Raw genomic sequence first — 12,509 nt, 5'->3', positions numbered from 1 at the left:
ACACATGTTAGAACAAATCAGCCAGGCAAAAGTATTTGGTGGATGGCATAAGCAGTACACCCACCCTTCAGATAGTCTCAATTGTACGATGCGTTTCGCCATTTATCTGCCACCAGACGCCAGTGACAGCCACCCGGTTCCCGTACTCTACTGGTTATCCGGTCTGACCTGCTCAGATGAGAATTTCATGCAGAAAGCCGCCGCATTCCAGAAAGCAGCCGCTCTCGGTATTGCGATTGTGGCACCGGACACCAGCCCGAGAGGAGAAGGCGTGCCGGATGATCCGCAAGGCGAGTATGATCTGGGGCTTGGCGCCGGATTCTACCTCAACGCGACCCAAGCGCCTTGGAATCAACATTACCAAATGTATGATTATGTTGTGAATGAGCTGCCCTCACTCATCGAAAAAAACTTTCCGGTGACCGCTGAGCGTTCGATTTCAGGTCACAGTATGGGTGGCCATGGTGCTCTGACAATCGGCATCAAAAATCCTGAGCGCTATCGTTCGATTTCAGCCTTCAGCCCGATTTGTCATCCTGTCGCCTGCCCTTGGGGACAAAAAGCACTGAAAGCTTACTTGGGCGACGATCAGACACAGTGGCAGGCCTATGATGCAACTGAACTGCTAAGACAAAAAGCGTGTCCGATACCGATACTGATTGATCAAGGTGAAATGGACCCATTTTTGGAAGAGCAACTGAAACCTTGGGATTTACTCGAAGTGGCCGATCACCAACAGTGCGAACTGACCTATCAGTCTCACCCCGGTTATGATCACAGCTATTATTTTATTCAAAGCTTCATTGAGTCACATTTACAATTTCATGCGCAACACTTGCAGGGGCTACGCTCTTAGGCAAACGCGATTCAAATTCATTGAATCGTGAAATCATGGTGGAAAGCGCAACTTGATGCGTTTTCCCCTGTTGCCCCAACCAACTCACAACCACACGAACCGGCTTCAGATCACCGTGATATAGGGAGGTGCTAACCTGTATCTTGATACAAAAATCATCCTGAGAATCACAATCCTGATGGGTTTTGAGCTGCTCGAAATCAACGGAACCGACCCCCATCAAATGGTTCATCACAACGCCGTTTGTCTTTGCTCTATCTGTCTTTGAACGATTTATATTTGAACGACTTGTCTTTGCCGAACCATGCGTGCGTAAACGTTCCAGGGTTGAGCTTGCAAGATCCAACGCTTGTGTCCGCTGAAAAATCTCCCGGGTCTGAAACATCGTCAGCCGTTGTAACTGCCCCACACTCAGTATACCGATGCTCAATATCACCAGAGCGATCATCACTTCGAGTAAAGAATTCCCGCAGCACTTCCCACGACAGCCATGTTGCACATGTCGGTTGATATCACTACGGCTCATACCAGCTTTCCCCACGCCACTGAGCCGGACGAATCAGGCTGAGTGGTTGAATCAACAGATCGCGTCGATAATGAAAATCAATGCGTCCTTGAACCACCGCAAAACGTCTATCAGCATCCAGCACGAGACCACCCGCCGGATAGAAAGAGCCGAGTTGGAAATAACTCACTTGCTCAGGCGAGATATTCGGTTGCGGGGCTTGCGTCAAAGACTCGGTGAGTGCTGCCTGTAATGTCGTGTCACCCCACCGCTGAAATTCCATACTCGCATGTTGTGGTGAAATAAACTGATAGAGCATACCCTGTAGCGCGTGATGACTTTCAATTCCGACTAATCCATCCTGAATCAGCACAATAATCCCTTGCTGAGGAAATTTTGCCTGAATCGCAATATTGATCCGTTGAACATCCGGATCAGACAATACACAGCCGCCATAGACCCAGATGATCATTTTCCCATGCCAAATCAGGTCTTCGATTTGAGCGCCACATTCAGGATTAAACTGACTGTGTGGTAATTCAACTGCACGCTGGTAACGCATTTGGCCGTTAACGGTTTCATTCAGAGATTGAGGGATTCGCCCAACCTGAGGATTTGACATTACTTGAAACCAATCTTGCACCGCAACACCAAACAGGTCCCGAAAAGGCGATAAACTGGGCGTGTGCTGGTAGTCAGATTTCGCATCTTTGGCCGGCAAATCAACTGAGTGATACGACCCGGCACATCGTCCTGAATCCCCCGGTAACCCCGAATATAGCGGATAAGATAACTGCTCCGGATGATAAGTGCTGACCGACGGTGCATAAAAATCATACTTATAGCGTAAAGCGATACATTGCCAACGCCCCCCAGTATTTAAACGAGCGAGCGCCGGCGCAAACGAGGCTTGCTTCATCAATATCAAACGACTGCTCGTTTTCACGGCACCGGCAGAGTCCGGTAAGGGCAGACGATAGCGCTTTTGTAGGGTCGTCGTCCCGACGGTCGCGGTCAGTTGTTGATCCTGCGGAGAGACCAACTTGACTTGATGTTCAATCTGCTGACACGCAGAAGGTAAGGTCTCTCCGGCATGGCGTGAACGTGCCTGTGTCCACAGGCATTCAAGCTCGCCTTCAGCCAGCCAGAAAGACTGACGACGTTCGATTTCATGCTGAACTTCAGCCAATTGATAACGACTGAGCAATGCAGAACGTCCCACCACGAACAGCATCAGACTAATCATCAGTGTCGTCAGCAACAATGTTGCAGCCCCCTGTTGCCGAATCGATGTACGACGAAAACAGCACCACTTCATAACGACCAATGCCGCTGTAAAAATGCCAAATCAGCAGATTCATGAATCGACGGATCTTGCACCAAAGATAGTTTCAGATGGATCGCGATCCACCCGGTATTGATCAACGTCCCAGCGTTTGATTGGAGGGGTTGGTAACGAACCTGAAAAGCATCGACACGAATCCAATCCGTATCGAACAGCGAGAAGCATGGTCCAGATTCACCGGAAGATGCCGCTTGTTCAAATGTGAGTCGACGGTCATGCTGTTTCTCACACAGCCGTAAGGCAACGCCTCCGGATTGATTTGCTGCAAGTTGATAGACGACATGGTGGAAATCATTCTGAGCGGTTGAACTTCCCTGATACACATATCCGACTTGTGTGTCATTTCGGACATCGGTAAGCGTCTGACTCCCTTGCAAAAACTCAGGTATATGTGCTGAAGCATCAAACCCGGCCATCAACAGGTTTCGCTTGATTAATGCCAACGATGACCGCAACTGTTGATGTAACTGAATTTTGCGACTCAAATGTTCCGTCACCCGAAGTTCAGTCACAATCAGCCGACTCACCATGAGGATTAACACACTGCTGATGACACTGGCCAGTAGGACTTCTAACAACGTCATTCCTCGCTGCGCATGATAGAAACGCACTGTTTTCACTAACATGCCGGATAACCATATATTGCAGTACCAACGCTACAGTGACGCACTCGTCCCGCGCCGTAAGATGTTATCACTTTGATTTGTCGTTCCGGTGTATTGCGGGCCGAGAACGTGATGCTGCCATTACCTAATTTGCCGGAGTGACCATCGATAAATAACCGGTTTTGCGGGAATCCGGAACGAACCAGAATCTTCCGGTAGCGTTGTCCGGATAGCGTAAGTAAACGCTGACCTTTCGAGCGATCTTCAGCGGTACTCACCCACAACTGCCAACCCGGAGAGACGCCGTTATTAGTGGCAGATGATGATGGAAAGATCAGATGTAACCACAAATTTTGATGGTGAGTGATTGCCAGTGACCTTGCTTGTAATATGAATGCCTGAACATCACTGACCGCTGTTTTTAACTGTTCCTTTTCCATTTGTTGAGAGAATTGAGGGACAACCAGCAATAGGGAAAGGCCCAGTAGTGCGATCACCACAACTAATTCAAGCAGGGAAAATCCTGTGCGCATATTTTTTCCAATCGATTAATGTCATTTCCCCCTATGATAAGAAAATAAAACGGTTCATCTGCTCCTCAAGCAAACATCTCGCTGTGACATCAACTAAATAACCACATGATAAACATCACAATTACACCCACAGTTTGAACCATCCGCCAAAGTTGATCATCCAGACACATGACAGACATAAAAAAACCTGCCGAAGCAGGTTTTTTACATTCATTATTTGGTTTTGATCAGCTCGTGAGGTCATCAAAAAACTTTTTCACACCACTGAAGAAACCTTCCGATTTAGGCTTGTGCTTACTTGCCGCTTCACCACCACAGGATTCCTCAAACTCACGGAGCAACTCTTTCTGACGCGAGCTCAGGTTCACTGGTGTCTCAACAGCCAAACGTACAATCAAATCACCGGCAGCACCACCACGAACATTCTTCACACCTTTTCCGCGCATCCGGAACATTCTACCGGTCTGCGTTTCTTCCGGCACTTTCAAATTCACCCGGCCATCCAGTGTTGGCACTTCAACTTCCCCACCGAGTGCTGCCATGGAGAAACTAACCGGTACTTCACAGAATAGATTATTGCCTTCACGTTCAAAGATATGGTGTTCTTTTACATGAACTTGAACGTATAAATCACCGGCTGGCGCGCCCATTTCACCCGCTTCACCTTCTCCGGTAAGACGAATCCGGTCACCCGTATCAACACCGGCAGGAATCTTCACATTGAGCGTCTTACGTTGTTGCTTACGACCCTGACCATGACAATCACGGCAAGGCTCTTTGATAATTTTTCCCTTACCATGACAAGTCGGACAAGTCTGTTGCACCGCGAAAAACCCTTGTCTCATCTGGACCTGGCCATGGCCGTGACAAGTACCACATGTTTCAGGCGTGGTCCCTTTCTTCGCACCACTGCCGTTACATGTATCACAATGAACCATCGTGGGGACTTCAATTTCTTTCGAACAACCGCGGACAGCTTCTTCTAAAGTGAGTTCCATATTGTAGCGAAGATCCGAACCGCGCTGCGCCCGAGCCTGACCACCACCACGGCGGCCACCACCAAAGATATCCCCAAATACATCACCAAAGATATCCCCGAAGTCAGCGTTTCCGCCACCGAAGCCACCGCCAAAACCACCACCGCCTTGTTCGAATGCGGCATGACCATACTGATCATAAGCTGATTTTTTCTGAGGATCGGTTAACACCTCATACGCTTCTTTTACTTCTTTAAACTTATCAGCTGCGGTGTCATCGCCCGGATTACGGTCAGGATGGAATTTCATCGCCAAGCGTTTATAGGCCTTTTTGATATCACGCTCAGAGGCATCACGGCTTACGCCTAAGATTTCGTAAAAATCACGTTTTGACATGTTCTTCGTCACCAATTAATTACTGCAAGCGACGCTTGTCGCCCGGTAGATGTATCGATATAGATGATATTTCACACAGAATGAAACATGACCTAAATCGACACCAAAATTACAAACAGACGGGCGTTAGAGTCACCCCAAACGCCCGTATCATACCTGAAAAGGTCTGAAGTCATATCAATGAATAGTCATTCACTGATTACTTTTTCTCGTCTTTGACTTCTTCGAATTCAGCATCAACAACATCATCTTCCTGACCAGACGCTTGCTCTGCACCACCAGCTTGCTGTGCTTGCGCTTGCTGCTGTGCAATTTCCATCAGTTTCTGAGACGCTGTCATCAGAGCCTGAGTCTTGGCATCAATTTCTTCTTTGTCACCGCTCTTACGCGCTGTTTCAAGGTCATTGATTGCTGCTTCGATGCTTTCTTTGTCATCCGCAGGAAGCGCATCACCGGCTTCTTCTACTTGTTTACGAGTTGCATGGATGATTTGGTCAGCTTGGTTACGTGCAGTTGCCAATTCTTCGAACTTTTTGTCCGCTTCTTTATTGGCTTCCGCTTCTTGAACCATTTTTTCGATTTCATCATCATTCAAGCCACCAGATGCCTGAATTGTAATCTTCTGCTCTTTATTGGTCTGCTTATCTTTTGCAGATACGTGCAGAATACCATCCGCATCCAAGTCGAAGGTTACTTCGATTTGTGGCATACCACGCGGTGCAGGCTGAATGCCTTCCAGATTAAATTGACCCAGAGACTTGTTATATGTCGCCTGTTTACGCTCACCTTGCAGTACATGGATGGTTACAGCGCTCTGATTATCTTCGGCAGTTGAGAACACTTGATTCGCTTTGGTAGGAATCGTGGTGTTTTTCTCAATCAGCTTGGTCATTACACCGCCCATGGTTTCGATACCCAGCGACAGTGGTGTTACGTCAAGCAGCAGAACGTCTTTCACATCACCAGCAAGGACACCGCCTTGAACCGCAGCACCGACAGCAACAGCTTCATCCGGGTTCACATCTTTACGTGCTTCTTTACCAAAGAACTCAGCTACTTTCTTCTGAACCATTGGCATACGAGTCTGACCACCGACAAGAATGACGTCAGTAATACCACCAACAGACAGGTCTGCATCCGCCAGAGCAACTTTCATCGGCTCAAGAGAACGTTGAACCAGATCTTCAACCAAAGACTCAAGTTTTGCACGAGACACTTTGATATTCATGTGTTTAGGACCCGTTGCATCTGCCGTAATATAAGGCAGGTTCACGTCAGTCTGTTGTGCAGAAGAAAGCTCAATCTTCGCTTTCTCAGCCGCTTCTTTCAGACGCTGCATTGCTAACGGATCATTTTTCAGGTTGATGCCTTGCTCTTTATTGAATTCATCAACCAAGTAATTGATCATGCGAGTATCGAAGTCTTCACCACCTAGGTGTGTATCACCGTTGGTCGCCAATACTTCAAATGTTTTCTCACCTTCGACATCATCGATTTCGATGATAGAGATATCGAATGTACCACCACCTAAGTCGTATACAGCGATAACACGGTCACCGCCTTCTTTATCCAAACCATAGGCCAGCGCTGCGGCCGTTGGTTCGTTAATGATCCGTTTTACTTCCAGACCAGCGATACGGCCCGCATCTTTTGTTGCCTGACGCTGAGCATCATTAAAATACGCAGGGACAGTAATCACGGCACCGGTTACGGCTTCACCCAGAAAATCTTCTGCGGTTTTTTTCATTTTTTTCAAAACTTCAGCAGAAACCTGTGGCGCTGCCAGTTTTTCATCGCGAACCTGAACCCATGCATCACCGTTATCTGCCTTGGCAATTTTATAAGGCATGATCTCGATATCACGTTGAACTTCTTCGTCTTCAAAGCGACGACCGATCAAACGCTTGATTGCAAATAATGTGTTCTCAGGGTTGGTAACCGCTTGACGTTTTGCTGGCTGACCAACAAGTGTTTCACCGTCTGTAGTGTAAGCAATTACAGATGGGGTTGTACGTTCACCCTCAGCATTTTCAATTACGCGAGGTTTTCCACCATCCAGTACAGCAACACAAGAGTTTGTAGTACCTAAGTCAATACCAATGATCTTACCCATCAGGACATCTCCGAATAATTCTATTGTCGTTTTGCCAGTACCCCATATATGGGGTTGGAGAATCGGGTTTCAACCCCTAACTCACCGCTCAACAAACGAAGTTTGCTTCTCTATGCCCCTTAGATAAGGGCAGAAAATACCTTTTCAAGGGAAAAAATGAAAAAAATACAAATTTCCTTATTTTCTGACCGGAGATCAGGGTTCAGCAGCGCTCAGACATCGACGAATCGTTAAAATCAATCACGATATTCACCATGTGATTCACTCTCATCTCACAAAGTTACTCTCAGTTTGGTGACCTACCCAGTATTTTATCAATCCCGCTATACCCAGAGATATCAACATCGTGATATCAAAACCAATACATGACCTTCACATTTACACGAGATTCACATTGCTTATGCCCGGCATGGCAATGGACGTACCCAATGTAAATACTTCTTTTATACCACCAGAAAAACAGGGAGTTTTTTATGTACAACATCGTCAAGAAAGGTTTGATGATCCTCGGGCTGACGATTGCACTACCAGCCTTTGCGAATAACTACACCATAGGAACAGGCAGTCAGAGCGGGACTTACTACCCACTTGGCGGCACACTGGCTAAAATCTGGAGCGAAAATATCCCTGATTTCAATATGCGCGCCGAAGTCACCGCTGCATCCGTAGAAAACATCATCAAAGTTGCTACGCAAAAACAGTTGGTCGGTATCGCAATGGGGAATGTCGCGCTGAAAGCCTATACGGGAGAAAAGCCATTTCCGCGAAAAATGCCGACGCAGGTGCTCTTCGCCCTGTATCCAAACGTCGTCCAGTTCATTGTCCCTGCTGATTCGGATATCCATACCATCAGTGATTTGAAAGGCAAGAAAATTTCGCTCGGGGCTCCCGGTTCAGGTACACGGGTAAGTGCGGTAAATATTCTGAACATCCTCGGTATCACGGAAAACGATGTAAAAGCACAGTCACTGAACTACACCGCAACCACAAGCGCGCTGGCGAATGGACAAATTGACGCAGGTGTCATTGTCGGCAGTCTCGGTGTTGGCGCAATCACAGAGCTGTCACTCACCCGCAAAATCCGAATTCTCTCTTTTACCCCTCAGGAACTAAAGAAAATTTCAGCCGCCAACTCATCCTATCAGGCATTCACGGCGCCGGCTAACAGCTATAAGAATGTCCCGGAATTCGAGGTACCCGCGGTTTGGAACGTCCTGGTCACCAATCAAAAGATGGATGACAAGCTGGCTTACGAAATGACCAAAGTCGCCTTTGAAAATATCGACAAAATTCGTCAGGCGGTTGGCGTCACGAAGTTTATGACTATCGATAACATGCCTAAGCTGAAAGGTGTACCACTCCATCCCGGTGCACTGAAATACTACCAAGAGCATCACCAATAAAATCATACCCTGATGATTCCACCAATCAGATGACAGCGTTCAGCCGAATATGTCATCTGATTTTGCTTTATGTAATGACATGACATTTGGAGTTAGCTATGACTCAGGTTTTATCCCGGTACACGAAATTCGCCAACAGTCTCACGCTCGTGACCGGCCTGATCGCAGTTTTGCTGACGGTGTTCCAGATATGGCAAGGCATCACGGCCGATCTGTCAGCAACCGTATTCAGACCCACCCACCTCAGTTGGGTTTTGATCCTTGTCTTTTTAGCGTACCCCGCAGCGCGGATCGACACCGCCTCACCGGCTAAATATGTGGTGCTACGTTGTCTCGACATGGTGTTGATCATCATCACTTGTTGGGCTGCCAGCCGAATCATTCCATTTGACTATGATGATATCAGTTTCCTGTTGGACGGATTGCAGCCGAATGATCAATACGCAGGGCTGTTGCTCTTGCTGCTCCTCTTGGAAGCCACCCGTCGGACTGTCGGAATGGTCATGGTGTTTGTGGCGGTCATTTTTCTGAGTTATGCGCTATTTGGCAATGTCCTGCCGGATGCCATTGCCAGTAAAGGTTTTTCCTTAGAAGAAATGATCCGCTTTCATATCTATTCCACCAACGGTGTCTTCGGTGCACCGCTGGCAATCGCGGCGGGTGTCGTTTTCGTTTTCGTCCTGTTCGGGGCATTTTTACAAGTCAGCGGGGCCGGGCAATTTTTTATCGATGCCGCATTTTCGATTGCCGGAAAATCAAAAGGTGGCCCGGCCAAAGCCAGTGTGCTGGCCTCTGCCGCTTTGGGATCGATTTCCGGTTCAGCCATTGCCAATACGGTGACAACCGGTTCTCTGACCATACCGATGATGAAAAAGCTCGGTTATAAAGCAGAGCAAGCAGCCGGCATTGAAGCCGCCGCGTCAACCGGAGGACAAATCATGCCTCCGGTTATGGGAGCCGGTGCATTTGTTATGGCACAATTTACCGGTATTCCTTACAGTGAAATCATTCTGGTTTCGATTGCACCGGCAATCCTCTATTTTGCCTGTACGTTACTTTATGTTCATCTGATGGCATGTAAGCTCAATCTACAAGGCATGAGTGAAACGGAGAAAATTAGCCGGATTTTGAAACAGGGATGGCATTTCCTTCTGCCATTGATCATGATCACCGCGCTGTTGATTATGAGTTATTCCCCGATTTTGGTCGGTATTGCCGGATGTGCCGCGATACTCATCGCTGCGATCACGCGCAAACATACCCAAATCAGCATCAGACTCGTACTTGAAGGTATGAAAGAAGGGGCCATTCTCGCGCTGCCTATATCGATTGCCTGTGCAACCGCCGGCATTGTGGTCGGTGTGGTCGGACAAACCGGGATCGGCCTGCAATTTACCCAATTCCTAACCTCACTATCCGGGGGGCATCTCTGGTCTGCATTATTGTTTATTGCAATTGCGGCCGTAATTCTGGGGATGGGCCTCCCGGTGACCGCTGCCTATATCGTGCTGTCCGTCATGGCAGTACCAGCCTTGATGGATCTCGGTGTACCGCTGCTCACCGCACACATGATTGTTTTTTGGCTATCGCAAACGTCCAATGTAACGCCACCTATCGCTCTTGCCGCTTTTGCCGGTGCCGGTATTGCCAGCGCCTCCCCCATGCGTTCTGCGGTTCAGGCTTTTAAGCTGGCACAGGGATTTTTCCTAATCCCAGCGATGATGGCATTTTCCGGCCTCATCTGGACTCAAACCGAAACGTCACTGGCATTTATTGAATCCGTCCTTGGGTGTATTGCACTGATTATTGCATTTGCGGGCAGTATCGAAGGTTACCTATTCCGCCCAATGTCAGGCATCCTGCGGTTGATTTTCCTGTTACTGGCGGCAGCAACCCTGTTTATTACCGATAATTATCGTCTAATCGGTATGGTATGCATTGCTGTTCTGATGATGTGGGAATGGAAGAAAAGCCGTGACGGGCATGATCCGCACCCAGTCTAGCCATACGAGAAATAATCTCACACCGCAGTGATGGGCGATAAAAAAGGTTGGCAAAAGCCAACCTTGTTATTTTATTGATGCGAGGCAATCACCTCATGACTGAGATGCGGTTATTTCGCAACCATCACCATCGCAGGACGAACCACACGACCATTCAGTTCATAACCTTTTTGCATCACAAACATCACGGTATTTGACTCATGGTCAGGACTTTCCTGAATGGACATCGCCTGATGCAACTCAGGATTAAATGTTTCACCTTCAGGATTAATCTCTCTGAGACCAAATTTTTCAATGGTACCGATAAAGGTTTTATGCGTCAGCTCTATCCCTTCCACCAAAGGCTTAATCACTTCATTCTCAGCATCTGCCGCCTGAATCGCGCGCTCAAGATTATCAATGACCGGTAGTAGTTCTTCCGCAAAACGACTCAGCGCATATTTACGCGCTTTATCAACTTCCTGCTCACTCCGGCGACGGATATTCTCAACTTCTGCCTGTGCACGCAAGACGGCATCTTGCTGCTCTTTCACCTTACGTTCACTCGTCAACAGCGCTGCTTCCAATTGGGCAATTTTTGCGTCTTGCTCATCCTCTGGTGCATCGCTTTCATTCCAGTCGATATCAGCCTCACTACCGACGACTTCAGCCTCAGTCTCTTCTTGTGCTACCGATTCTTGCTGCAGCTCTTCTTCTTTGACTTTATTCTCTTCGTTGCTCATGATATCTCCAGAGTTCCATGATCTTTTGTATTGATGATCAACATTCAACACACTAAACATTCGCATAAAAGCATAACTTGCCTTTATTATGGGGATGAAGATTCCTGATTCAAGCCTAATTCGATTGGAAACATTATGAAAAAATCTTTTGCCGTGATTGCCATCATTGGTAAACCACGGGACCAGTCTGCGATACAAACCCATCGTGAGTTATACCAGTGGTTGTCAGAGCAAGGATATTCTGTGTTTATCGATGATCGACTGAGCAGTATTCTTACGGATCTTCCGCCCGAATGTTTTTCTCCTTTACTTGAACTCGGTAAAAAAGCCGATCTGGCTATTGCTGTCGGTGGTGACGGTAACATGCTCGGCGCAGCCAGAGTATTATCCCGTTTTGAAATTCGGGTGATTGGGGTCAACCGCGGGAGTCTAGGATTTCTCACCGACTTAAATCCCGAAGATTTTCAAGCGGCTTTACAAAAAGTGCTCGCAGGCGAATACATTGAAGAAGAACGCTTTCTGCTGGAAACCGAAATTCACCGCAACGGGCAGATTAAAAGTCATAATGCGGCCTTAAACGAAGCCGTTCTCCATCCGGGAAAAATCGCCCATATGATTGAGTTCGAGGTGTACATTAATGACATTTTCGCTTTTTCCCAGCGCTCGGATGGCCTGATTGTTTCAACACCAACCGGTTCAACCGCTTATTCACTGTCGGGGGGCGGCCCAATTCTGTCACCGAGTTTAAACGCCATCTCACTTGTACCGATGTTTCCACACACTCTGTCATCCCGCCCTTTGGTCGTTGATGGTGATTGTCGGATCAAACTGTCTGTCTCACCGAATAACCGAGGCACACAGGAAATCAGTTGTGACGGACAAATTTCGCTCCCGGTCTCTCCCGGAGATGAAGTGCTGATCTACCGCAGCCCGAATAAATTACATTTGATTCACCCGAAAGATTACAGCTACTACCATGTCCTGAGAAACAAACTGGGTTGGTCAAGTAAGTTGTTCTAGAGCTCTGAAAGCTCACATTAATTGTCATTTG

At 47.6% G+C, this 12,509-nt stretch carries 11 protein-coding genes; 4 read left to right on the top strand and 7 right to left on the bottom strand.

Annotated features, from left to right (window positions below; genetic code table 11):
• Window positions 1-4 precede the first annotated feature (4 nt).
• Entirely contained in the window at window positions 5-856 is an 852-nt protein-coding gene (gene fghA / locus MKS89_RS04200) for an S-formylglutathione hydrolase (protein ID WP_072960646.1), read from the top strand.
• Here the strand turns inward: fghA and MKS89_RS04195 are convergent.
• The 6 genes from MKS89_RS04195 to dnaK form a co-directional block, all read right to left on the bottom strand.
• Window positions 801-1,382: a type IV pilus modification PilV family protein gene (locus MKS89_RS04195; RefSeq protein ID WP_072960643.1), complete on the bottom strand. Its 582-nt coding sequence runs from the start codon at window positions 1,380-1,382 to the stop codon at window positions 801-803. The two genes, fghA and MKS89_RS04195, sit on opposite strands and share 56 nt — an antisense overlap.
• Window positions 1,372-2,679, bottom strand: coding sequence for a hypothetical protein (locus MKS89_RS04190; protein ID WP_072960640.1), 1,308 nt, complete (start codon window positions 2,677-2,679; stop codon window positions 1,372-1,374). The genes MKS89_RS04195 and MKS89_RS04190 overlap by 11 nt, the downstream gene beginning before the upstream one ends.
• On the bottom strand, window positions 2,676-3,332 hold the full coding sequence (locus tag MKS89_RS04185; RefSeq protein WP_072960637.1) for a PulJ/GspJ family protein: 657 nt from the start codon (window positions 3,330-3,332) through the stop codon (window positions 2,676-2,678). The genes MKS89_RS04190 and MKS89_RS04185 overlap by 4 nt, the downstream gene beginning before the upstream one ends.
• Entirely contained in the window at window positions 3,326-3,844 is a 519-nt protein-coding gene (locus tag MKS89_RS04180; protein ID WP_072960634.1) for a pilus assembly FimT family protein, read from the bottom strand. Before MKS89_RS04180 ends, MKS89_RS04185 begins: the two co-directional genes overlap by 7 nt.
• A 227-nt stretch (window positions 3,845-4,071) precedes the next feature.
• The gene (gene dnaJ, locus MKS89_RS04175; protein WP_072960631.1) at window positions 4,072-5,217 is read right to left on the bottom strand and encodes a molecular chaperone DnaJ; all 1,146 of its coding nucleotides are present in this window, start codon (window positions 5,215-5,217) and stop codon (window positions 4,072-4,074) included.
• Between the two features lie 199 nt (window positions 5,218-5,416).
• Entirely contained in the window at window positions 5,417-7,330 is a 1,914-nt protein-coding gene (gene dnaK, locus MKS89_RS04170; protein WP_072960628.1) for a molecular chaperone DnaK, read from the bottom strand.
• 473 nt (window positions 7,331-7,803) lie between these two features.
• On the opposite strand from dnaK, the gene MKS89_RS04165 reads away from it, so the two are divergent.
• Entirely contained in the window at window positions 7,804-8,733 is a 930-nt protein-coding gene (locus tag MKS89_RS04165) for a TAXI family TRAP transporter solute-binding subunit (protein WP_072960626.1), read from the top strand.
• Between the two features lie 98 nt (window positions 8,734-8,831).
• The gene (locus MKS89_RS04160; protein WP_072960624.1) at window positions 8,832-10,736 is read left to right on the top strand and encodes a TRAP transporter permease; all 1,905 of its coding nucleotides are present in this window, start codon (window positions 8,832-8,834) and stop codon (window positions 10,734-10,736) included.
• 110 nt (window positions 10,737-10,846) lie between these two features.
• Here MKS89_RS04160 and grpE read toward each other — a convergent pair whose 3' ends face one another.
• The gene (gene grpE / locus MKS89_RS04155; RefSeq protein ID WP_072960621.1) at window positions 10,847-11,458 is read right to left on the bottom strand and encodes a nucleotide exchange factor GrpE; all 612 of its coding nucleotides are present in this window, start codon (window positions 11,456-11,458) and stop codon (window positions 10,847-10,849) included.
• 135 nt (window positions 11,459-11,593) lie between these two features.
• Here grpE and nadK point away from each other — a divergent pair, with 135 nt between their 5' ends.
• Window positions 11,594-12,478, top strand: coding sequence for an NAD(+) kinase (nadK, locus tag MKS89_RS04150; RefSeq protein ID WP_072960619.1), 885 nt, complete (start codon window positions 11,594-11,596; stop codon window positions 12,476-12,478).
• Window positions 12,479-12,509 lie beyond the last annotated feature (31 nt).

This window comes from Vibrio gazogenes (assembly GCF_023920225.1).
Taxonomy (GTDB): domain Bacteria; phylum Pseudomonadota; class Gammaproteobacteria; order Enterobacterales; family Vibrionaceae; genus Vibrio; species Vibrio gazogenes.
The sequence above is the reverse complement of the archived record's forward strand: the minus strand, read 5'-3'. Positions and strand labels throughout refer to the sequence as shown.

Coding starts and splice junctions, on each gene's coding strand:
- MKS89_RS04160 (WP_072960624.1), top strand. CDS start 8,832: ATGACTCAGGTTTTATCCCGGTACACGAAATTCGCCAACAGTCTCACG.
- dnaK (WP_072960628.1), bottom strand. CDS start 7,330: ATGGGTAAGATCATTGGTATTGACTTAGGTACTACAAACTCTTGTGTT.
- MKS89_RS04165 (WP_072960626.1), top strand. CDS start 7,804: ATGTACAACATCGTCAAGAAAGGTTTGATGATCCTCGGGCTGACGATT.
- MKS89_RS04195 (WP_072960643.1), bottom strand. CDS start 1,382: ATGAGCCGTAGTGATATCAACCGACATGTGCAACATGGCTGTCGTGGG.
- nadK (WP_072960619.1), top strand. CDS start 11,594: ATGAAAAAATCTTTTGCCGTGATTGCCATCATTGGTAAACCACGGGAC.
- MKS89_RS04185 (WP_072960637.1), bottom strand. CDS start 3,332: ATGTTAGTGAAAACAGTGCGTTTCTATCATGCGCAGCGAGGAATGACG.
- MKS89_RS04190 (WP_072960640.1), bottom strand. CDS start 2,679: ATGAAGTGGTGCTGTTTTCGTCGTACATCGATTCGGCAACAGGGGGCT.
- dnaJ (WP_072960631.1), bottom strand. CDS start 5,217: ATGTCAAAACGTGATTTTTACGAAATCTTAGGCGTAAGCCGTGATGCC.
- MKS89_RS04180 (WP_072960634.1), bottom strand. CDS start 3,844: ATGCGCACAGGATTTTCCCTGCTTGAATTAGTTGTGGTGATCGCACTA.
- grpE (WP_072960621.1), bottom strand. CDS start 11,458: ATGAGCAACGAAGAGAATAAAGTCAAAGAAGAAGAGCTGCAGCAAGAA.
- fghA (WP_072960646.1), top strand. CDS start 5: ATGTTAGAACAAATCAGCCAGGCAAAAGTATTTGGTGGATGGCATAAG.